The sequence below is a fragment of the Ruminiclostridium papyrosolvens DSM 2782 genome (assembly GCF_029318685.1).
Classification (GTDB): Bacteria; Bacillota; Clostridia; order Acetivibrionales; family DSM-1351; genus Ruminiclostridium; species Ruminiclostridium papyrosolvens.
The window spans coordinates 3,922,052-3,944,646 of record NZ_CP119677.1 but is presented as its reverse complement, the minus strand read 5'-3'; the positions used below and the strand labels follow the sequence as shown (position 1 = coordinate 3,944,646).

The window sequence follows — 22,595 nt, the reverse complement described above, 5'->3', positions numbered from 1 at the left end:
GACATTTTCTTTTCTGTTAATGCAAGTTATTTAAGCACTGATTCTTGTATTCAAACATTGAAATGGTCAATTTCACTGTTAAAGGATTTGGTTGTTTTTGTAAAACATAATAAGTACTGCTATGAAACTCAAAGATAACTTAAGGATAGAGGAGGTGACAAAATGAAGTGGGTATATTTATTTGCTGCAATTATCTTGGAGGTATCTGGAACTGTATTTATGAAACTTTCTGAGGGATTCACCAAACTTGGTTTTAGTATATTGATGATCGTGTTTTATTTAGCAAGTTTAGGTGTTTTGTCTTTAGCAATAAAAAATATTGATACCTCAGTTGCATATGCAATTTGGTCAGGGGTTGGTATAACATTAATTTCTGTTATTGGTGTAGTTTTTCTAAAAGAGTCAATTTCTTTAATGAAAGTTGTTTCCATTCTATTAATTATGGCTGGGATTATCGGTTTAAAGTTATCAGGAGTTGAATAGTGAGTACTAAATAAAGGCTTTATGCTATAGAAAATTGTTGTGAGGTATAAATGATTAATATTTTATGTGAAAGAGATGAAAAGTATTACCAGAGTATGGTACTAAGAGTTAAGAATAGGATATCGGAATCTATTTGTGATAGCGACTTACCTCTGTACAGTGCGGCCAGACACTACATGGGTAAAGGAAAACATTTAAGGGCTTTGATGTTACTCTTGGCGTGTGGAGCAACGGGTGGAGAGCCAAGCAATGCAATAGATATAGCAGCTGGCCATGAAATATTACATACTTTTTCGCTGGTTCAAGATGATATTATGGACAAATCAGAAAAACGCCGTGGAACTGATACTGTACATATAAAATATGGATTGGATACAGCGATACTATCTGCAGATTATCTTTTCTTAAAAGCCTTTGAGAGTTTCAATATCAATTTTATTAATCACGAGTTTGATAACGCCAAAAGATCCAGATTGTTAAAAGAAATCTTGGAACTTGGAATGGTGATATGTGAAGGGCAATTCTTAGACTTGAATTTCGAGAGAAAATTTAGTTTGGCCGAAGATGATTATTTGGATATGATTTACAAAAAGACAGCGGTATTCTTTGAAAAAGTCTGTACTATTGGGGGGATTATAGCTGATACCTCTGAGGAGAATATTCATAGTATTTCTGAGATGGGTAAGTGTTTAGGTATGGCATTTCAGATTAAGGATGATATGTTGAGCTTTTTCGGAGATGAGAAAGTAGTTGAAAAATCGCTGGTAAGTGATGTTGAAGGGGGCAAAATTACCCTTCCGATTATATATGTACTTCAAAAAGCAAGTACCTCCGAAAAGGATTTCATTAAGAACTTGTTTGAAAAACAACATGTTGAGCCAGGGAATATAGATTGTCTTAAGAAAATACTACAATCATACGATGTGGAGGATTATGCAGAAGGTATAGCAATGAAGTATATATCAAGGGCTAAGGACAAACTTGCTGAATTACCATACAGTTATGAAATACAAATACTTGATGGGCTTTTAAATTTTGCATTATACAGAAATAAATAAAGGGGGAAGAGTTGTTTGGACATTACTTTAATTGAAGAATGGAAAATATACAAAAAGGCATTGAAGAAGGAATTGTTTGACATATTTAAGTGTAGTAAGAATTGTGAAGATTGTCTTTCAAATCCCAATTCTGACTGCTTAAATCCTGCAATCAGGGCAGCAAGGTATGCGTGTTATGAACCGGTAAAGATAAGGCCTGTAATTTTTTCTTCATATATGCTGAAAAGTCTTACAGATAACATTGATTTTGTAAATAATTTTAACAAGGTTTGCTTTGCTTTTGATTTTCTGTATAATGCTGCACATATACAGGATGACTTGATAGATGAGTCAGAGGTAAGAGAAAGCAGAAAATGTACATATTTAGTTTTCGGAAGGGACTATACGCTTCTGGCTTCAAATATATTAATCTTCAAGGCAGTTGAGCTATTTCTTGACTTTATAAAGAGTACGGATCTTCCAAAGGATAAAAGCTTGAAACTGATGGGTGCATTCAATTACGCATATTTGATTTCAGAAGGTAAATCAAGAGATGTAGCAAGCAGAGGAAAGGTAAATGATTACGATACATATGAAAGAATTGTTAGAGACCAGGTAGGTGTATTGATGAGGGGAATTATTGAATTACCTTATATTGTAACCGGCTCCGAGTTCCCCGATGAAGTCTTTAAATTATCTGAGATACTGGGACTGCTGGCACATATTCTGGATGACTTTTTAGATGTATTCGGATTTGAGAAGGAATTAGGTAGAGCACAAGCATCCGACATTAAAATGCAATGTGCTAACCTTTTTACTTGCATCCTTTACCAGAAAATCGGCGCAGATGAATACAATAAGCTTGAGGATATTATTCAGGAAATTGAAGACAGAAACATAAAGGATGACGCTCAGCAGGTTATACAAAATCTGATTAAGCAGGCAAAAGTGCTGGCATTAAGCATAAGCCATCCCGGACAAAAACAGGTAATGTTAAAAATACTTGCTATATTTATGGATATTGAGAACATGATAAAAACTAACTTACTGCTTAAGGGGGTAGTATGATGGTAAATGTGGAAGTATCAAAAGCCATTTGTGACATAGGGACAAGACAAATTGAGAACTCAAATATTACAATTTCTGAAATGTTAAATCTGTTATCCCAAGAAAGCGAAGTGTTCCGCAGGAATGTATTTACCGAAGAGAATGAGATTAGTTCACATATACTGATATTTGTTAACAGTAGTGACTATAGAGCAAAAGGTGGAGCGGATTACGTTTTAAATGACAATGATGATATAAAAATATTAGCTTTATTAGGAGGGGGTTAAATGGACGAAAATTCAAATTATTCATCCATTGATGATTTGACAAAAGAGGAGCTACAGCAGCAACTTTCTGATCAAATGATGCTTAGTTCATATATTGCATTTGTATTTTCCAATTCAATGATATCCCATTATGGAGATGAGGGTAAGAAGCTCGCTGAAAAAATACTTTTTGAGATAGGTGAATATGTGGGCGATAAGCTTCTTACCAGTGGATACGTTAAACAAATGGGAATGGATGGTTTTCTCAAATTTGTCGAATTGTTTTCAACGTTAGGTCATGTAAAAAAGCAAATTGTTAGTCATGATGAAAACGAAGCAGTCATAGTTGCTACAGACTGTCCATTAGGTATGATGTTTGAGATTATGGGAGAAACGCAGGGAATATGCAAGGTTCTGTGCAAACTTGACCTTGGGGTATGTAGTTCTCTGGGTTTTTCGGCAGAATATACATTAAATAAAACAATATCAGCAGGAGACAACTGTTGTGAATATCAATTAAAACGAAAATAAAGAAAATTGGAGAATTATAATATGAGGAGAGTTACATTAGATGATTTGGTTGGGATAATGGGAATTCAGAGCTTACATCCCGGTGCTTTGGAAATGACAAAGGAATTTTCAGAATTAATGGGTTTCAATAAAGAACAACACTTGCTAGAAGTTGCATCAGGAAGTGGAGAAACCTCAAATTGGATTACCGGTAAATACGGCTGCAAAATAACTGGAATAGATTATTCTCACAATATGGTGAAATTTGCTACTGAAAAAGCCCAGAAAAACGGTTTAACGGAAAATCTGAATTTTTTACAGGCTGATGCCCATAGTTTGCCTTTTGAAGGTAACACTTTTGATGCTGCTTTCTCTGAAGCTGCTGTTTCACCACTTGATGTAAAAAAAGTAATATCAGAAATGGCGAGGGTAGTTAAACCCGGGGGTAAAGTAGGGGTGCATGATATGTACTGGATGAAAGAACCCGGGGAAGAAAAGCGTAAACAATTTTACGAATTCGAAGGTTTTCATCCTATGTTCCTGGAGCAATGGGTGGAGATTTTCAAGGAATGTGGACTTGAAGTTGTTCATGTAGAAGAAAAGTTGGATATGATGGATACGTTCTATGAAGATTCAACCAAAGATATGGGTTTTCAAAAAGGCTTTTTGGGAGCATCAAAGTTACTTGTGAAATATGGGGTAGGTGCATTGAAGGAATTGTATCAAGAACTTCAGATTGCCAAAACCGATATAAGGGACCATATTAAGTATTTTGTTCTAATAGGAAAGAAAGCAGAAGAATAATTTATAATTCTATTTTCATGAAGTTTATTAGGAAGGTTGTATAACTATAATGGACAATAGTAGATATTCAAGGCAAGAACTATTTGCTCCCATAGGCAAAGAAGGGCAAAAAAAGCTGAAAAACGCAAGAGTGGCGGTTTTAGGTGCAGGAGCTCTCGGTACGGTTATATTAAATAATTTAGTGAGGGCTGGTGTAGGATTTATAAGGTTAGTAGATAGAGACTATGTTGAAATGTCCAATCTGAACAGGCAAATTTTATTCGACGAAGATGATGCGCGAGAGATGCTACCCAAAGTTGAGGCCGCAAAAAGAAAACTGAAAAAGATAAATTCAGAAGTGGTTTTGGAGTCATTTTTTTCAGATATAACATCATCAAATATAGAGAGTTTTACAAAAGATGTTGATTTGATTATGGATGGAACCGATAATTTCGAATTGCGTTTTCTCATAAACGATGTAGCTGTTAAATATTCTATACCTTGGGTTTACGGTGCGTGTATAGGTAGTCAGGGAATAGCTTATTCAGTAATTCCTCAAGAGGGGCCTTGTTTACGTTGCCTAACTCCTAATCCCCCTGCACAAGGGAAGACTCCAACCTGTGATTTAGCCGGAATATTAGGAGCAACGGTGAGTATTACTGCATCATTGCAAACTATAGAAGCCATGAAAATTCTTATTGGTAACAATGATGACGGGGAAAGAAAAATGACTTCTTTTGATGTTTGGACAGGAAGTTTTAACTCTTTAAATACGATAGAAAAAAGAGAAGAATGTTTATGTTGTTCAAAACGAAATTTTGAATTTCTTGATGCGATTTCATCATATCAGGTTACTAGTCTATGCGGGAGAAATGCCGTGCAAATTTCTGCTCCCAAAAGTTCAATGGAAATAGAGCAGGTAAGGGAGAGTTTAAAAAGTATAGCTCAGATAAGTGATAACGGTTTTTTTATTAGTGCACAAATAGAGTCTTATGAATTTGTCATATTTCCGGACGGACGGGTTGTAATTAAGGGCACAAGCGAACCAAGTGTAGCTAGGATGCTATATGCTAAATACATAGGAATGTAGGTAGTTTCAGATGATATATTTTGATAATGCAGCAACTTCATGGCCAAAGCCGGAAGTAGTGTATAAGAAGAATGATGAGTTCTTCCGAAATAGTTGTGCAAATCCTGGCAGAGCTTCACACATAATGTCTGTGGAATCGGCAAAGGCTCTGGAAGAATGCAGACTAATGCTTTCTAAACTCTTTAATTGCCCTGAGAAAGATAGAATTGTTTTTACATTTAGCACAACTGATTCGCTAAATATGGTTATTAACGGTTTATTGAATCAGGGAGATCATGTAATAACAACAACGATGGAGCACAATTCAGTTGTTAGGCCTTTAGAAGAAATGCGCAAAAAAAGTGTTGAGATAAGTTATATTCAGTGTAATAGCGAGGGGTTTGTCTCACCTTCTGACATTAAAAAGCAAATAAAGAACAACACAAAGTTAATATGTATAAACCATGTTTCTAATGTAACCGGTACTATACAGCCTGTTAATGAAATTTGTGCTATCGCCAGGGAGAATGGCATAAATTCTTTGGTGGACGGTGCTCAAGCTGTGGGAGTAATTCCTGTAGACATCAATGAAATCGGAGCTGATTTCTATGCTTTTCCCGGGCATAAAGGTCTTTTTGGACCAACAGGAACAGGAGGTCTTGTTATTCCTCGGAATACCAATTTAAGACCATTTAGGAGAGGGGGAACAGGAAGTCATTCGGAAGAAGTTGAGCAGCCTGCCCTCTTACCTTACAGATATGAAAGTGGAACTATGAATGTTTTAGGCATTGCAGGTCTCCTTGAGGGAGTAAAGTTTATAATGAGCGAAGGAATCGACGCTATAAGAAAACATGAAGAATGTTTGGTAAAGTATATTATTGAAGGACTAGGGGATTTAGGTCAGTTAAAACTGTATGGACCTGAAAACTTGAGTTTAAGAACTTCTGTAATATCCTTTAATATTGACGGATGGGATAGCTCTTTGCTAGGTATTACTTTAGAACAGGGATACGGCATTCTTAGCAGAACAGGAATGCATTGTTCTCCTATGGCACATAAAACCATTGGTACTTACCCGGAAGGAACCGTTAGAATATCATTGGGTTATTTCAATAATTTGGAGCAAGCTGATACGTTTGTTAATGCCGTAAAAGGAATAGTTTACCCAAAAGGATAAAATAACAGATAGGACAGAGAAGATTAAAACGATAACGTTTTTCTTCTCTGTTTTTTTATCTACTTGCAAGTCTTATTTTTTTGGTGGAAGCATGATTTTCAGTGTAAATATACCATTATCAGCGCTGAAAATTGCCTGACCGCCATGGGCATCGGCGATGGCAGCGATACTGCGAGTCCCGTAGCCATGTCCCTCATGAGAGGATTGTGGAAGACCTCCTTTCATTGCAATTATGCCTGTATATTGGTTTTCTATCAAAATCAGAAGATTAGCCTTATGTATCGTGGCCTTGACGGACACTACCCTGTGCTCAGAAGCAAGGCTGGCAGCAGCGAAGATGGCGTTTTCAAGACCGTTTGAGAGCAAGGAGCAAAGCTCTGTGTCACTTAAAGGTAATGAATTCGGTAACTTCGCGTTCACAATCATCGTAACTCCGGCATGTTTTGCCTTGGCAAAAAAGGTTGACAGAATCAAATTGACTGTTTCGTTTTCACAAAAACGTATTGGGGTGATTGTATCAATATCTGACTGTGCAATATTTACATACGTTTTAATCTTTTCTATACTCCCCTCTGAAGCCATGCCTTTCAAAATAGCAAAATGATGTCTCATATCGTGTCGGTAGTTGGCAGCAATATTCTGCATCTGCCGAAGTGATACAAGCTCCGAATGGGCACTGTGAAGTTGAGCTGCCAGCATATCCCGTTCTCTATGGGCCTGTATCTGTTTTTGTATTTCCACGTAGTAAAGGATAATAAACACGAAATAACCGATTGAGAAAACGGAAGGCATAAATTGAACCGCTCCATTTACACCTTGGTAAAGCAAATCGGTATAAATCGTGGTAATATAATCAAATAAATAATAAAACAGTGGAACAGCCCCCAGTAGGACACAGGATTTAGTTGATTTCTCCATCAATTGCCTAAGAGTATCTGCCACATATGTCTTAAAAAGATAATACGCAAAAAACACAGCTGCAATATAGAAAATATGCTCAATGAGTTTGCTATTGAAGATTCCGCCTCCAATGCTGCCAATCCATCGGGGAACCTGACAGCAAAGGTAGGCAGACAGCACACTCACGGAGGAAATCAGCCAAGTGCGTTTGAGATATATACTAATAAAAAGAATCATTGGCAGATGGATAATCAGGGGATATAATTTTGATGTTAAATCTATGCCAAAAAGCCACCAACAGGAGGACTGCACAAAAAGGAGAATTGCGCAAGAGCAGCCAACAACAATATTGTTCTTTCTGGTATTTTCCATACCCGCAAAGCTGACCGAAAGCGCCACTCCAAAGAGCAGAGAAAAACCAAATCGTATAAGTCCAATGTAAGTTGTGATCATTCAACACCGCCTCTTCCGTCCTGCTCCATCTCTTCTGCCTCAGAGAACAGGAACTTTGTGTATGCAGTTCGTACATGCGGATAGGCAGCCCTGGACACAGGCACACGCCGCCCGGACACGGTGATAAGCTCTCCCTGCCTTAACTCCTGCACACACTGCAGATTCACGAGATAAGAGCGATGTACTTTTATAAAACCGGGTCTTTTCAGCAGGGCTTGTTCAAAATCTGACAGCCTTCCTGTTACCTCCCGCGTGCCGTGGTCCGTCAGATAAAAATACAGTTTTTTTGCGATGACCTCTATGTATTCTATTTTCCCATAAGGGAGACTGAACACGCTGGATTGCGTTTTGATACACAAGGCGTCCTCAGGCTTTTTGTAATAATACAGCAAATTATCCAGAATCGGAAAGAGCTTTTCCTCTGAGGCGGGCTTTAAAAGATAATGATGTGCCCTCACGCTGTAGCTCTCCACGGCGTATTCCGGAGAGGAGGTCAGGAATACGATCTGTATCCGACTGTTTCTCTCTCTAATTTCGTGAGCAGCCTGCATACCGCTCATGCCCGGCATTAACACATCCAGAAGCAGCACATCATAGTCCCTGTTTTCCATAGAAACCAAAAGTTCAATAGCGTTTTGAAAGCTTGCATAGGTTAGTTCTGCCTTGCTCTCACGTCGGTATGATTCCAGTAGAGAAGCGATCTGCAGCAGATCTCCATGATCATCGTCACAAATGGCAATTCTCAAGTATTCCACCTCTCCTAAGTTAAAATTTATAACCATATTACTATACTTTTTATGTTTCATCAACTGCCAGTTACCGTTCAGGTCAAAATCCACTACTGTTCGGGATAGACACAATTATTTTGGCAATATTTCTGATATTCTGTCGTTAAATTTTAAAAAAGAGGTGTGATGCCATATGACCACATTTATCGCTTGCTTTGTTGCGGGCATCAGTGGGGTGGGATTCGTGACCATCTGGTTTACAACCGCGTATAAGGAGCTGTTAACAAAGAGAAGCAGCCTTAACGATCTTAAAGAGCAGCTGCGTTTTCACGAAGGGCTATATGCCAAGGCAAGGGACGGTCCGGATGGGAGGTCTGCAAAGGGAATGGTGGAAACCAGCAGGATGCTCTGCCGTGAGGCAACAAAAAGCTATAACCGCATTCTGCACAAGCCCATGAACCGTGTTCCGGCCTTACTAATGGGTTTTCGGGCTGTAAACGAGGAAAACAAATAGTGAATTCAACTTAGCAACTAAACTTAAAACAAATAAAGAGATTGAAGGGAGAATAAACAAGATGAAAAAAAGGCTGGTGAGTCTTTTACTCTGCATGTGTATACTGATTACTATGTTTCCTGTCACAGCATATGCTGACAGGAGCGACAGCTTGAGTACAACACCGATGACTACATATGAAAAGAAAGAAAATCCTTTTGCGGATGTAAAAAAATCCGACTGGTTTTACAAAGGGGTACAGTATGCACATGAGAAAGGAGTTTTCTCAGGTACCTCTACAACTACATTTGAGCCAAATGGAACAATGACCCGGGGTATGTTTGTAACCGTTTTAGGGCGTATGGCTGGAGTGGACACCGCAAACTACAAGGGTGAATCTACTTTTTCTGATGTGGCAACAGATGCCTATTATGCTCCTTTTGTCGTGTGGGCAGCAAAACACGGCATTACATCGGGGGTTGGTGACGGTAATTTTGCACCTAATGCACTTATAAATCGTCAACAGATGGCAGTATTCTTTGTACGCTACTTTGAGATATTTGGTGTGGACTACCAAACCGGAGACAAAATTACCACGACTCCGGCAGATATTGACGATGTTGCCGATTATGCCAAGGATGCCGTTTTGAAGTTGTGGAAAATCGGCTTGCTGGCAGGAGACGGAGTGAGTTTTAATCCTCTCGGCAATGCCAGCCGTGCACAGGCTGCAACACTGTGTATGAGTACAGATGAGACTGTGAAAACATGGTATAAGGAACCTGGTGTACCCAAGGAGGAGAAACCTGTTGTAATACCGCCTTCAAATGGAAGTTCCTCTGGTGGAAATACTTCCGGCGGCAGCTCTACAGTCTATTATGGAGTGACCTTGAAAGCCGGAGATGAATCTACGAACAAGCTCTATCCTGCCGGAACTCTCCTTAACACCATGCCTGCTCCTGCTCAAGAGGGGGGAAAGGTGTTTCTGGGTTGGTATTATGACAGTGCCCTGAGCAACATGGTGGCCAGCACGGACACTCTTTCAAGGAATCTGACTCTGTATGCGAAATTTACCGAAGCCGTATCACTGACGGAGAACGGCGAACTGAACTTCGTGACAAAGCAGGATGTTGCCGCAAATTTCACCCTTACACTGAATGCGGGCAGTACGCCTGTCTCAGGTAAGGATTTCAAATTCAGCAACATTACCGACCCTTCTGTGACCAACAAAACGGATGGGGTGGAGCAGGAGCAGGTTTCTGTTACCGGCAGTGGGAGCAGCTTTACTATTGCTTCTGACACCGGGCACTTTACTCCGGGTCATACTTATCAGCTCCAGTTACTAAATGATGCTATCACCTTTGCAGGTGAGCCCGAAGAAATTCGATACTATAACTTCATTATTCAAAAGGATGAAGTTATGAATCTGGAGCTGAGTGACGGCATCAAGTATATTGCTGCCTCTGCTCTGTCTGAAAATGACCGCAGTGATGTATTGGAATATGCAGGTCTGTATCAGGCTGTCACCGATGCCAAGGGTGTAACCACATATAACGCTAATAGTGGCACCGGTAGTTTTACTTACTCAGGCGGAGGAATCATGGTGGGAGACACCGTAGCCGTTTATACCGGCAAAAAGCCGGATAAGAGAACTGTGGAGGACAGCGGTGCTGTGGCATATGTGGAAATCACACGCATAGATGGTACGACTTGTTATTATAAGTCTGCCCAGTCGGAAGACGTGCTGTTTACACCTGATTTACTGCCAATCGACCTTGATATCGGAGATGGCGTGACGGCCGGAAACACGGTTGCTGCCAGCGGAACCGATAGCATCACCATTTTTACGAGTATGTTGGATTTCTCGGCTGAAAAATACGCTGATATGGGTCTGGGTGCTGATACTGTGGTGGAGCCGGGAGATTTTCTGAGCTTCTTTAAAAATGGTAATTTGGGGGACTCCAATGCCAGCAAGCAGGGCTATGGCAAAATCACCAATATTACTACCATTGGTGAGAGTACAATTATCACATATGCAGTAGTAAGCGAAGAAGCCGTGCTGTCTGCCATGGAGCTGTACAACAAAAGTGAGCTGAGCGATGCAGAAATTAATGCTGCTTACGACGAACAGCTCATCCGTGAATCAGTGGAGTCCCAACTTAGGTCCAGCGGCTTTATACAAGAGGCTGGTGAGTATCTGGCAGGATTAGCTGTTCAGACCGATGAGGTTAAAGGGATTTTTGGCAGCGAGGATAACACGACCCTTACCGACTATAATATTACCTATAATGACGGCACTCCCATTGGCAAAGAGGATTTGGCTCTCATGGGTAATATCGTGAATAAAGATGGGGGCGTAAAGACCAGTGTGTCCGTTTCACCACGTCTATCGCATTTTGAAGGCAGAAAAGGTATTCGTGCGGAAGTGGCTGTAACATATAATTTTGATATTAAGAAATCCGGCTCAAATAAAAAGGTGGAAGTTGAACTGACTGCCTTCTTCGAACAAGAAGTGCTCTTTGGTTTCAGCGTCAGCGGCGGCGCAGTGTGGAAAAAGAAATGGATATTCCCCTACATTGCCGACTACCGCATGACTGGCAACATTGACCTTGGTACTTATACCGGAGTGGGTGTCACCGCTACTGCTAAGCTGGCTGAAGATAAAGAGCTATGGGGAATGCCCTGGCCGACAAGTGCCAAAGAGGCACAGGCCACTAAAAAGATCTTCAGTCTTAGTGAATCCATCAAAAAGAAGATGGAGGAGGTTAAATCTGTACTCCCTGAGGCTGAAGCTTCTTCTTCAGGCGCTCTGGCTGAGAAGTACGCAGCATTTATGAAGGATGCCAACGATGCATGGGTGGATTTGTTTGTGGTTAAGTTGATAGACCTTCGTGGCGGGGTTGACCCCCTTCACATTTTGGCCTATGGCATTCAGGTTGACTTTGTGGTGTCAGCCAATTTAAATGTGGCCATCGGCATGACCTTCCAGTATGAAAATTCCAAGCGTCACTCTTTTGTTTTGACTCTGAAGAGCAAGAAGGCAAACAGTGAGACCATCGACTTGAGCACAAACGGTTATCAGTTCGACTTCTATGTTATGGGTACTCTGGGCATTCGTGCCGGTATCCGAGCCAAAGCTTTGGTGGGCCTATTCTCCACAAAATTGGACGGAATCGGGTTACAGATTGAAGCCGGAGCATATGCCCGATTATGGGGATACTTCTACTACTCTCTGACAAACTATAAAAAAGGGGGAGTCTGGGAAAAAAACAGCAGCTCCTCTGGAGCAATTTTAGTGGAAATTGGAGCATATCTGGACGTAAAATTCGTGGCTGAGGTCTTGAATGGAAAATACTCCTATGCCCCTACCATCTACGCTAAAGAGTGGCCCATTTGGTCTGCGGGACAGAGGGAAAATGTCTATGACTTCGCCTATGTGAAGGCTCCCAGCTACAATATACAGAATGTAACCACTTATACTCTTCCTACTACGGTATTCGATATGAAGTGGATGGATTTGAAAACCGGTGATTTAGGTGAGAATAACAAAACCAAAAACTTTGACGAAATTACCGCACACAACACCAAAGATGAAAAGTATTTCGCCGTGGAGCTGTCTAACCCTGCCTTTACATATAATCCCATAAACAATCAGATTACCGTTAGTAGAGTTTCCGGAGACAGTACTCTTAACTGCGAAATGAAGCTGACTTGGAAGGGCGCTCCTCTGGCATTCTCAACACAAACCATCAGCCGTATCGTTACGCTGAAATGGAGCGATGTGCTTAATGGAAAAACTATGGTCTTTGAGTCAAACGGCGGTAACCCGGTGGCAATGATTTGCAAGTTGGCAGGGGCGAATATAGCTGCGCTGAGACCTGCAAATCCAACCAAAGCTGGCTATACTTTTGCCGGCTGGTACACCAATAGCGACTGCTCAGGGACAGCTTATACCATCCCTGACACCATGCCCGGTGAGAATGTGACTCTGTATGCTAAGTGGACCCCAAATATGGCATCTTATACAGTGGAACACTATCAAAAGGGACTGGATGGCATGTATGTGCTTGCCGAACGCAAGACCATGAGTGGAATCAGCAATCAGGATACTGCCGCTCAGGCAAAGAATTATGTGGGCTTTTCGCCAAAGTCTATCAGGCAAAAGACTATTCTGGCAGAAGGAAATACGGTAGTTCAGGTCTATTATGAACGCAATAGTTATACCGTGACATTTAAATATGGTTCGGAAGCGGACAACAGAAGTGTTGAGATAAAATACCCGGTGGGTGCGAAAATTGAAAGCAGTAACCCCACCACCCCAGGTTATTACTTCCTGCGTTGGGACAACACCATTCCAGCGGTTATGCCAGCCAGTGACTTGACCTTTAACGCTGTTTGGGGTGCATGGGAGGATACCAGATATACCGTAGAACACTATCAGGAGAACATCAGCAACGGCTACACTCTGACTGAGAGAGAGGTACATGAGGGGCAGACAGGAACCAGAGTAACCCCTGACGTTAAGTCCTACGAGGGCTTCAACGCACCTGAAGTCCAGAATATAACCATTAAGAGTGACGGTTCTTCAGTGGTAAAATATTATTATACCCGTGAAAAATATAACTTAACCTATGTACTGGGCAATGGCGAAGACAATGCCGTACTTCCAATTAAGTTCGGCTATGGAGTCTTAAAGCGAGATAATCCTACCAGAACAGGCTACACCTTTGCCGGATGGACGGAAAACGGCGTGGCAGCTTTGGTTCCGACTACTATGCCTGCAAGAGATGTCACTCTGAGTGCAAAATGGAGTGCGAAGCAGTACACCATTAATTTTGACAGCAATGGTGGCAGCTCCGTATCCCCAATTACTCAGGAATACGGCACGGCCGTATCCAAGCCCGCAGCACCTACCAGAGCAGGCTATAGCTTTGCCGGCTGGAAGCTCAATGGTACGAATTATACTTTCACTACAATGCCAGCGGAAAATATCACTCTGACTGTCGTCTGGACAGCAGACAGTAACATCACTTACACGGTGAAACACTACAAGGCGGAACTGGACGGAAGCTATTCTTCCTCCCCAAGTGAGACGGAGAATTTGAAGGGTAGCACAGGGGCTGCGGTCTCTGCAACCGCTAAGAGTTATATCGGCTTTACCTATGACTCCAATGTCAGTGGTACGGTTTCCTCCGGTACAGTCACTGCAGATGGCAGCTTGGTGTTGAAGCTGTACTACACCCGTAATAGTTACGCTGTGACTTGGAATGGTGACGGCGGAATTGTGAACACCAACGGAGCAACCACAGGCAGCGTGAAGTACGGTGCGACCATTACAAAACCTACAAATAACCCTACAAAAACAGGGTATACCTTCAACCTATGGTCAGGATATACTACAAATATGACCATGCCTGCGGCAGATACTACATTTACCGCCGATTGGGCAGCCAATCAGTATACCATTACCTTTGACAGTAACGGCGGCAGTGAAGTTGCAGCCATTACAAAAGCTTATGGTACTCAAGTGACTGCGCCTAAAGCACCCACCAAGGTAAACTACAGCTTTGCCGGATGGCAACTAAAAGGTACAAATTATGTATTCACTACCATGCCTGCGGAGGATATCACCTTGGTGGCTGTATGGTCTGACACACCGACCTATACTGTTAACTTCGATGCTAACGGAGGAACAGTTGATACAACCTCAAAGTCTGTTTTTGCAAGCAGTACATACGGTGAACTTCCCGCTTCTGCCTATGAAGGGCACTATTTCCTTGGGTGGTTTACTGAAAAAAGCGGTGGAACGAAAGTTACCAGCGAAACCAAAGTTGAACTTTCCGCTGACCAGACTCTGTATGCTCGTTGGGCTACTACAGGGTATACAGGGAATGTCAATATTGTGCTCTATGTTGCCGGAATAAAAGTTACCACGGAAAACATGAACGACATCCTCGGTGACGGTTCAGCAAGTGTGCAGTTTGATCCCGTCACGGGTATACTGCACCTTAACAGTGCGACAATAGCCGGAACCTACAGCAACAGCTATGCTAGTGCAGCAATATACAGTGATGGAAGCCTGACTATCGAAAACACGGGCACCAGTACAGTAACAAACACGTACAACGCACCTGCTGCTACCCTGAGTAATGTATACGGTATCTTTGCATCCGGACAACTGGTCATTCAAGGAACCGGTACTTTGACCTCAACCAGCGGAACAGGGGGAACCGGCTACAACTGCGGTATTCAAGTCGGTACCAGCGGAAGTTACTTTATCATTAATGGGCCTACAGTGAAAGCCTTTGCCGGTATTGCGAATAGTGGTGGCAAGAGCTATGGCGTGAGTGTTGGTCCTATAAATCTTACATACACTGTCAAACTGCAAAAAGGTACCTTGGAGGTTCACGGTTATGATAGTGCCGCATACTGTGGTCCACTGGACAGTACGGTTAAGTATTTTGTTGAAAACGGAAGCTATAAAAAAATTGACACCATCACTGTCAGCAACAGCTATGATGGTACTTCACAAACTTCCGTAACACAGGATGAAACCTATCGGAACTACAAGTATATCAATGTCACAAATTAGTAAAGTTTTAAAAAGAGGCGGGGGAAACCCCGCCCTTTGTAACTTCAATGAAAGGGTGAGCACATGAGACTGCGTGTATTTTTAGTCGCAGTACTGATTGTTATACTATTACCCGTACCTGCTTTGGCTGCAAAGTTCAAACCCGTACGGCTGGCCGTAATCGATACAGGTATTTCCGAAACAGCTATCTCTAAGACAAATATTTCTTCCGGGCGAAACTACATTCTGCCTAATCAAACCACTGCCGACACAGTTGGACACGGCACGGCAATAGCTTCTATCATTGTAGGCAGCAAGGCAGCCGATATAAAGGGTATTTGCCCGGAAACAATTCTGATTCCACTGGTATATTACGGAAAAAATGAGGCTGGTGACACCATTAAGGGTGACGGAACCCTGCTGGCAAAAATTATTCGGGAAGCAGTGGAGGTCTATGACTGTAAAATCCTCAATATAAGTTCCGGTGTTTTGAACGATACACCGGCTCTGCGGGATGCGGTGACATGGGCGGAGAAACAGGGTGCGTTGGTCATTTCCAGTGCGGGAAATGACGGAGACGACACCGTTTACTATCCCGGTGCATACAGCAATGCTCTATGTGTGGGTGCGGTAAATGAAGTGAATAGTGCTCCGGCAGACTTCTCAAACACTAATGGCGAAGTAGATATATTGGCTCCCGGAGAAAAGTTACCAACAGCTACCATGAAGGGCAATAGCCTTCCGGCTACCGGTACCAGCTATTCCACAGCATATATTTCAGGCGTTGCAGCTAAGTTGATGACGGAATATCCCGAACTGACAACGGAACAGGTACGTCAGATAATATATGCCTCTGCCACAGATTTCGGTACTATGGGCTATGACAGAGCTTCCGGCTGGGGTATTTTGAATAAGGAGAAGGCCCTTGTCTACGCACGGCAGGGCTGGCTGTTCCGGGATGTGGTTCCGTCAAAATGGTACTTTGACGGAGTGAATAAAGCTGCAAAATTGGGGCTTTTACAAGGGACGAGTACGGTTGAATTTTCTCCGAATCAGCCTGCGACTCGGGCCATGCTATGGAGGATGCTCTACAGTTTGCAAGGACTACAACTTTCTGAAAGCACCATGACTGAGCATAGGAATGCTCAGTTGTGGGCATCAGCAAATGGCATTTCTGACGGCACAAACCCCAATGACACAATTACAAGGGAACAGATGGCGGTAATGCTGTATCGTTACACCGCCGCTTTCGGTTATGATTTAGGTAAACGGACTAATTTGAGTAAATTTTCTGATGAAGGTGAAATCAGCCCTTACGCAAAGGATGCCTTAGCATGGGCTAATGCTTATGGACTTATCAGCGGAACGGGTACCAGGACTTTATCACCACAAGGTAGTTCTACCAGAGCTCAGATGGCTGTGACTCTAATTAAATTTTATGATTTAGTATTAGGTGGAGTAAAACATATGTGACAGGTTTCAATAATGATGAGCTTGAACAATAATATGCTCCCTTAGGGTAGACAAGTAAAATAATAAAAACTTGTCACTTAGGAGGGAGCATATTATATGTACTAATAACTTTTCTGCTAATTATAATGATATTTTTATTTTATCCGTAGATTTAGTCGGTTATATCTGATTATTGACAAAAAACAAGAAAAGACATAATATGAACTTACGTTCAGTTTATTATACAGAGAAGGAAAAAATATGGCCCGTACACAGGAACAAAATGACAAAATGTCATTGGCAACAAAACATAAGATTATTGAAGCAGGTCTTAGTCTGTTTTCACGAAAAGGTTTTTCTAAGACCAGTGTAAAAGATATTGCACAAACAGCAGGTATAAGTACAGGCCTTATTTATTGCCATTTTTCTACAAAAGAAGAACTGTTTAGTGAGATACTGAAAAAAACTATAATAGAAATGTCAAAGGCAGTTCGATTCCCTGAGGATTCAAATATTTCTCCCGCCCAAACTTTTGCTAGGTTTACAGCTAACTTATTAAAAGATATCCAATCAAGCGAAGATTTATCTGACTATTTTCTTTTGATAACCCGTTGCATTTTAGAGAAAGATGCTTTAAATTTGATGGAAGAATTTAAAAAATCTGATTTATTATTATTCGAAAATACTGCAAGATTAATTGAAAAGGGTCAAGAGCTGGGTGAATTTAAACAGGGTAATTCGTATAAAATGTCACTTATGTTTTTTTCGGTAATCCAGGGAATTACGGATATGAAGTTATTTATGGGAGATAAATACGTCGCCCCTGAAACGAGCGATATTATGACTTTTTTATTAAAATAAATTATCACAAAAGAATGAGGAATTGGGTTTTGGATAAATGGTATAAACTTGATCATGCCGGAAAATTGTTTCCGGCAGTTACTAATAATAAAAATACATCTACATTTAGAGTGTCTATGATATTGAATAGCCCGGTTGAACCGCCTATATTACAAAGAGCACTGGATACTGTAATGGAAAGGTTCCCTATGATGGCTGTAAAGCTTAATTATGGTGTTTTTTGGCGTTTTCTAAGTGGTAATGAAAATCGATTGTTGATTATGGAGGAAACAAACTATCCCTGTGCACCTATTACCGTAACAGAAAACAATGGATTTCTATTGCGTGTATTGTACCATAGACAAAAAATATCTGTTGAAATATTTCATGCTCTTACTGATGGCACAGGAGCAGTGGAGTTTTTAAAAACACTGGTGTTTCAATATCTTAATCTGGCTGGAGAAAATGTTAGCGATGATGAAGGACTTATTTTGCTGCCTGAAACATTTTCCAGCAGGTCGGAGGCTAAGGACAGCTATGACACATATTATGAATCAACTCACAAAGCCGTAAAACAAAAATACAGGGCATATCATATCCAAGGCTCACGTTTTGTTCCTTATGGACATAATGTTATACATGGATTAGTAAGTTCATCGGAACTTCGCAGTATAGCCAAGCAGAGAGGAGTTACAATAACAGCATATCTTACCGCTCTGCTTATAGCTGCTATTCATGCCAGTATGCTTCCCGATGAATATCACAAACCAATTATGGTTACTATACCGGTAAATCTCCGAAAGATATTTAACTCTAAAAGTCTCCGGAATTTTTTTACAGTAGTTAATATAGGTATGAAAGTTACGGAAGATATTGCTTTCTCAGAGATTCTTGCCGAGGTTTCCAATCAGTTAAAAGAAAGAACTTCCAAAAATTATTTGGAAAAAACTATAACAGAAAGTATGAAATTTGAAAAGAATCTGGCTTCAAGGCTTGTTCCGATAGGTATTAAAGAGCTTGCCATACGTTATGGGTTTGATCATCTTGGAGAGAACCTTAAAACCATTACTCTTACAAATATTGGAAATGTAAAACTTCCGGAAAGTATGGCACACCATATTGATGCTATGGAAGCTACCATTTACCCTACAAATAAAAGCCCTATTAATTGTGCTGTCTGTTCCGTTAATAATCAGCTTGTAATTACTTTTGCGCGAAATATTGTGGAAAGTGAAATTATACGGGAGTTTTTTTATTTGCTTTCATTACAAAGCGGTCTTGAAGTGCAGATTGTCAGTAATAATTGGGGGATACGTCTATGAAAAAATGCTCAAACTGCGGTGTTTCAGTTTATTCAACAAATAAGAAGTGTCCACTTTGCCAGAGACCTCTGTCAAAGGAGGATACAACAGCAGAAAAGACCTGGTATCCTATTTATTCCGTTGCCGAAGCCCGGCAGCCAAACCGTTTTGTTTCAAGATTGACTGCTTTTATTGCAATAGTTATTATAAGTATTTGTGTTTTCACGAATTTTTTTGCCACACCGGATACTTTGTGGTGCCTTAATGTTATAACTTGTGTACTTTACGGATGGCTTCTTATAAGGCATACCTTTTTATCCAAGGTACATTTGGGACAAAAAATTATTGTACAAGTCCTTGGATTGACAGGAATGCTGCTGATATTAAATATGTTGGAAGGGGGCAGCCGCTGGTCGGTAAACTACATTTTCCCGTTTTTAATCATTGGTGCAACCTTTCTGATAACCTTGATTGTCGTTGTTAAAAAAATGCTGTGGAAGGAATTTGTCGGTTTCATAATTGCACTTATCCTGTTGGGATTTTTACCACTGCTTTTATACGTAATTGGCGTATCACAGATATTATGGGCTGCTGCTACATCAGAATTATATGCATTTTTAACCTTTTCAGGTATGATAATTTTTTCCGATAAAGGCTTTAAAAATGAGATGCTCCGAAGGTTTCATTTTTAGGTTGTAGGTATACGAAAAACTATATACCTTGTTAAATTGTAAAAATTCAATCATACTGGTATCATATAATAAAAGCTTGAATATAAAGGCTCAAAGGGGCCGTGAAATATATACGGATAGAAAGACTAAAGGATTTGGAAATCAATCATGAAAAAACTAATCATTGGAATATTGGCACATGTTGATGCAGGCAAGACGACATTATCAGAGAGTATCCTTTATCTTAGCGGTAAAATCGGTAAATTGGGAAGGGTAGACAATAAGGATGCGTACTTGGATACCTACGAGTTGGAAAGAGCCAGAGGAATCACTATTTTTTCCAAACAGGCTGTGCTTGAGACAGGCGAGGTAAATATTACGCTATTGGATACACCGGGACATGTGGATTTTTCAGCTGAAATGGAGCGAACACTACAGGTATTGGACTATGCGATTTTGGTAATAAGCGGTGCAGATGGGGTACAGGGACATACGAAAACACTGTGGCTGCTACTGCAAATGTACAATATTCCTGCCTTTATTTTTGTAAATAAGATGGACCAGATTGGGACGGATAAAGAAAAATTAATAAAGGATATGAAAAAGCAGTTAGGCGAAGGATGTATTGAATTTGGCAAGGTTGATACAACCGAGTTTTACGAGCAGCTGTCCATGTGCGATGAAATAATTCTTGAAAACTATCTGGAAACAGGACATATAGAGACACAACAGATTAGTAAAGCTATGAGAGAACGCAAAGTATTTCCATGCTTTTTTGGCTCGGCTTTGAAATTGGATGGCATTGACGAATTAATGCAAGGCATTGGGGTGTACTCAACGATACCATCCTATCCGGCAGAATTTGGAGCTAAGATATTTAAAATAACAAGGGACGAACAAGGAACCCGTCTTACCCATTTGAAGATTACAGGAGGAAAGCTGAAGGTAAAAGACCTCTTGACAAACGGGAAATGGGAAGAAAAAGTGAACCAAATCCGCATTTATTCCGGGAAGAAATATGACGCAGCAAGTGAAGCCACGGCAGGAGAGGTATGTGCAGTAACAGGACTTAATCAGACCAGACCGGGAGAGGGCTTGGGAATAGAGGCTGCATCAGGTTCACCTCTGTTGGAGCCAGTGCTGTTTTATCGGATTATACTTCCGGAAGGCTGTGACCCAAGAATGATGCTTCCAAAGTTACGGCAGATTGAAGAAGAGGAACCTGAACTTAACATTGTATGGGATGAGCAATTACAGGAGATACATGCGCAGATTATGGGTGAGGTACAGATAGAGATACTCCAAAGTGTAATACAAAGCCGTTTTGGAGTATCGGTATCCTTCGATGCAGGACGCATTGTGTATAAGGAAACCATCGGGAATACTGTTGAGGGGGTAGGACATTTTGAACCCCTGAGACATTATGCGGAAGTTCATCTTTTAATGGAGCCGGGAGAGCCGGGTGGCGGTTTGCAGTTTGGATTGGAGTGTAGTGAGGATATTCTCAGCAGAAGTTGGCAAAGGCTGATTCTAACCCATCTGGCTGAGAAAACCCATAAAGGCGTGCTTACAGGGTCAGCCCTTACCGATGTTAAAATTACTCTTGTTTCAGGAAGAGCACATAATAAGCATACTGAAGGCGGCGATTTCAGAGCTGCAACCTACCGTGCGGTAAGGCAAGGCTTAATGGAAGCAGAATCCATACTTTTAGAGCCGTATTATACCTTTCAGCTGGAACTGCCTGAGAAAATGGTAGGAAGAGCTATGACTGATATTGAGAAAATGCACGGCGTAAGCAGTATATCACAGACAAACGGCGAAACTGCAGTACTTGTGGGAAGTGCCCCTGTTATTACCATGAGGAATTATCAGAAAGAAGTAAATGCGTATACCAAAGGAGCAGGCAGACTTTTTTGCAGTGTGAAAGGTTATGAGCCTTGTCACAACGCACAGGAGGTTATAGATAACATCGGGTATGACGCCGAAAGAGATATGGCAAATCCTACAGGTTCTGTCTTTTGTGCAAATGGGACGGGATTTTCTGTCCCTTGGGATGAAGTAAAGAATTACATGCACATACAAAGCTACCTTAAAAATAAAGATAATTCATTGAAGGAACAGGAAAAAAGACATGGAGTTTCTCAGGAATTGTCTATCAGCTTAGAGGAGATTGACCAGATTATCAATAGAACCTATTATGTTAATCAAGGTAAAAAATCTGCATGGAGAAGACGCAAAACAGCTGAGGAAAGTTATTATGAAAAAGCTTCCTATGTTAGCGCACAGAAAGAATTTAAAGAAGAATACCTTCTTGTGGATGGCTATAACATTTTATTTGCATGGCCGGAACTAAAGGAGCTTTCCGATAAGAATACAGATGCTGCGAGAATGAAGCTCCTTGATTTGCTCAGCAACTATCAGGGAATTCGCCAATGCCGGATTATAGTGGTATTTGATGCTTACCGTGTTCAAGGGCATCGTGAGGAGATAATTAGTTATAATAACATCCATGTGGTATATACTAAAGAGGCACAAACAGCTGACCAGTATATAGAAAAATTTGCTCATGACAATCAGAAAAAATATAATATAACAGTTGCAACATCCGACGGTCTGCAGCAGATAATTGTGAGAGGTGCCGGATGTGCCTTGTTATCTGCCAGAGAACTAAAAATTGATATGGAAGAGGCCAATAGAAGAATAAAACAGGAGTTTCAGGAAATACAGGGAATGGGCCGCAGTTATCTGATGGATGCATTGCCGGAGAAGGCAAAGCAGCAAATGGAGATATTAATTAAAGAAGAAAAGGATGTTTAA

General features: G+C 41.0%; 17 protein-coding genes. 15 read left to right on the top strand and 2 right to left on the bottom strand.

The features are described 5' to 3' along the window. The first annotated feature begins 162 nt into the window (after positions 1 to 162). From P0092_RS17705 to P0092_RS17670, 8 genes are read left to right on the top strand one after another with little or no spacing between them, the layout of a single operon-like run. Positions 163 to 483, top strand: a complete 321-nt coding sequence (locus P0092_RS17705) for a DMT family transporter (protein ID WP_004615896.1) — start codon at positions 163 to 165, stop codon at positions 481 to 483. 50 nt (positions 484 to 533) lie between these two features. Continuing rightward, positions 534 to 1,541, top strand: coding sequence for a polyprenyl synthetase family protein (locus tag P0092_RS17700; RefSeq protein ID WP_004615897.1), 1,008 nt, complete (start codon positions 534 to 536; stop codon positions 1,539 to 1,541). A 15-nt stretch (positions 1,542 to 1,556) separates the two neighbouring features. Beyond that, positions 1,557 to 2,588: a polyprenyl synthetase family protein gene (locus tag P0092_RS17695; RefSeq protein ID WP_004615899.1), complete on the top strand. Its 1,032-nt coding sequence runs from the start codon at positions 1,557 to 1,559 to the stop codon at positions 2,586 to 2,588. Further along, a complete protein-coding gene (locus P0092_RS17690; RefSeq protein ID WP_081580204.1) occupies positions 2,585 to 2,854 on the top strand; it encodes a MoaD/ThiS family protein in 270 nt (89 codons plus the stop codon). Before P0092_RS17695 ends, P0092_RS17690 begins: the two co-directional genes overlap by 4 nt. Then, positions 2,855 to 3,364, top strand: coding sequence for an L-2-amino-thiazoline-4-carboxylic acid hydrolase (locus tag P0092_RS17685; RefSeq protein WP_004615903.1), 510 nt, complete (start codon positions 2,855 to 2,857; stop codon positions 3,362 to 3,364). Between the two features lie 21 nt (positions 3,365 to 3,385). After that, positions 3,386 to 4,147: a class I SAM-dependent methyltransferase gene (locus tag P0092_RS17680; RefSeq protein WP_004615905.1), complete on the top strand. Its 762-nt coding sequence runs from the start codon at positions 3,386 to 3,388 to the stop codon at positions 4,145 to 4,147. 49 nt (positions 4,148 to 4,196) lie between these two features. Beyond that, a complete protein-coding gene (locus tag P0092_RS17675) occupies positions 4,197 to 5,216 on the top strand; it encodes a ThiF family adenylyltransferase (RefSeq protein WP_004615907.1) in 1,020 nt (339 codons plus the stop codon). A 10-nt stretch (positions 5,217 to 5,226) separates the two neighbouring features. Continuing rightward, on the top strand, positions 5,227 to 6,372 hold the full coding sequence (locus P0092_RS17670; RefSeq protein ID WP_004615908.1) for an aminotransferase class V-fold PLP-dependent enzyme: 1,146 nt from the start codon (positions 5,227 to 5,229) through the stop codon (positions 6,370 to 6,372). 72 nt (positions 6,373 to 6,444) lie between these two features. Here the strand turns inward: P0092_RS17670 and P0092_RS17665 are convergent, their stop codons facing one another. After that, complete coding sequence (locus tag P0092_RS17665; protein ID WP_004615910.1) at positions 6,445 to 7,725, bottom strand: sensor histidine kinase; 1,281 nt, start codon at positions 7,723 to 7,725, stop codon at positions 6,445 to 6,447. Next, entirely contained in the window at positions 7,722 to 8,531 is an 810-nt protein-coding gene (locus tag P0092_RS17660) for a LytR/AlgR family response regulator transcription factor (RefSeq protein ID WP_117407361.1), read from the bottom strand. Before P0092_RS17660 ends, P0092_RS17665 begins: the two co-directional genes overlap by 4 nt. 166 nt (positions 8,532 to 8,697) lie before the next feature. Here P0092_RS17660 and P0092_RS17655 point away from each other — a divergent pair, with 166 nt between their 5' ends. From P0092_RS17655 to P0092_RS17625, 7 genes are all read left to right on the top strand, one after another. Continuing rightward, positions 8,698 to 8,967: a hypothetical protein gene (locus P0092_RS17655; protein ID WP_242831699.1), complete on the top strand. Its 270-nt coding sequence runs from the start codon at positions 8,698 to 8,700 to the stop codon at positions 8,965 to 8,967. Positions 8,968 to 9,028: 61 nt separating this feature from the next. Then, positions 9,029 to 15,535: an InlB B-repeat-containing protein gene (locus P0092_RS17650; RefSeq protein ID WP_004615917.1), complete on the top strand. Its 6,507-nt coding sequence runs from the start codon at positions 9,029 to 9,031 to the stop codon at positions 15,533 to 15,535. 63 nt (positions 15,536 to 15,598) lie between these two features. Next, a complete protein-coding gene (locus P0092_RS17645; protein WP_004615919.1) occupies positions 15,599 to 16,987 on the top strand; it encodes a S8 family peptidase in 1,389 nt (462 codons plus the stop codon). Positions 16,988 to 17,227: 240 nt separating this feature from the next. Next, positions 17,228 to 17,827, top strand: a complete 600-nt coding sequence (locus P0092_RS17640) for a TetR/AcrR family transcriptional regulator (RefSeq protein WP_004615921.1) — start codon at positions 17,228 to 17,230, stop codon at positions 17,825 to 17,827. 29 nt (positions 17,828 to 17,856) lie between these two features. Continuing rightward, a complete protein-coding gene (locus tag P0092_RS17635) occupies positions 17,857 to 19,128 on the top strand; it encodes a hypothetical protein (protein ID WP_004615923.1) in 1,272 nt (423 codons plus the stop codon). Then, positions 19,125 to 19,799, top strand: a complete 675-nt coding sequence (locus P0092_RS17630) for a DUF6320 domain-containing protein (protein ID WP_004615926.1) — start codon at positions 19,125 to 19,127, stop codon at positions 19,797 to 19,799. Before P0092_RS17635 ends, P0092_RS17630 begins: the two co-directional genes overlap by 4 nt. 147 nt (positions 19,800 to 19,946) lie before the next feature. Then, complete coding sequence (locus P0092_RS17625) at positions 19,947 to 22,595, top strand: translation factor GTPase family protein (protein WP_004615927.1); 2,649 nt, start codon at positions 19,947 to 19,949, stop codon at positions 22,593 to 22,595.

Excerpts from the sequence above, each read along its gene's own strand:
- P0092_RS17705 (WP_004615896.1), top strand. The coding sequence starts at position 163 with ATGAAGTGGGTATATTTATTTGCTGCAATTATCTTGGAGGTATCTGGA.
- P0092_RS17700 (WP_004615897.1), top strand. The coding sequence starts at position 534 with ATGATTAATATTTTATGTGAAAGAGATGAAAAGTATTACCAGAGTATG.
- P0092_RS17690 (WP_081580204.1), top strand. The coding sequence starts at position 2,585 with ATGATGGTAAATGTGGAAGTATCAAAAGCCATTTGTGACATAGGGACA.
- P0092_RS17685 (WP_004615903.1), top strand. The coding sequence starts at position 2,855 with ATGGACGAAAATTCAAATTATTCATCCATTGATGATTTGACAAAAGAG.
- P0092_RS17680 (WP_004615905.1), top strand. The coding sequence starts at position 3,386 with ATGAGGAGAGTTACATTAGATGATTTGGTTGGGATAATGGGAATTCAG.
- P0092_RS17675 (WP_004615907.1), top strand. The coding sequence starts at position 4,197 with ATGGACAATAGTAGATATTCAAGGCAAGAACTATTTGCTCCCATAGGC.
- P0092_RS17670 (WP_004615908.1), top strand. The coding sequence starts at position 5,227 with ATGATATATTTTGATAATGCAGCAACTTCATGGCCAAAGCCGGAAGTA.
- P0092_RS17665 (WP_004615910.1), bottom strand. The coding sequence starts at position 7,725 with ATGATCACAACTTACATTGGACTTATACGATTTGGTTTTTCTCTGCTC.
- P0092_RS17660 (WP_117407361.1), bottom strand. The coding sequence starts at position 8,531 with ATGAAACATAAAAAGTATAGTAATATGGTTATAAATTTTAACTTAGGA.
- P0092_RS17650 (WP_004615917.1), top strand. The coding sequence starts at position 9,029 with ATGAAAAAAAGGCTGGTGAGTCTTTTACTCTGCATGTGTATACTGATT.
- P0092_RS17645 (WP_004615919.1), top strand. The coding sequence starts at position 15,599 with ATGAGACTGCGTGTATTTTTAGTCGCAGTACTGATTGTTATACTATTA.
- P0092_RS17640 (WP_004615921.1), top strand. The coding sequence starts at position 17,228 with ATGGCCCGTACACAGGAACAAAATGACAAAATGTCATTGGCAACAAAA.
- P0092_RS17630 (WP_004615926.1), top strand. The coding sequence starts at position 19,125 with ATGAAAAAATGCTCAAACTGCGGTGTTTCAGTTTATTCAACAAATAAG.
- P0092_RS17625 (WP_004615927.1), top strand. The coding sequence starts at position 19,947 with ATGAAAAAACTAATCATTGGAATATTGGCACATGTTGATGCAGGCAAG.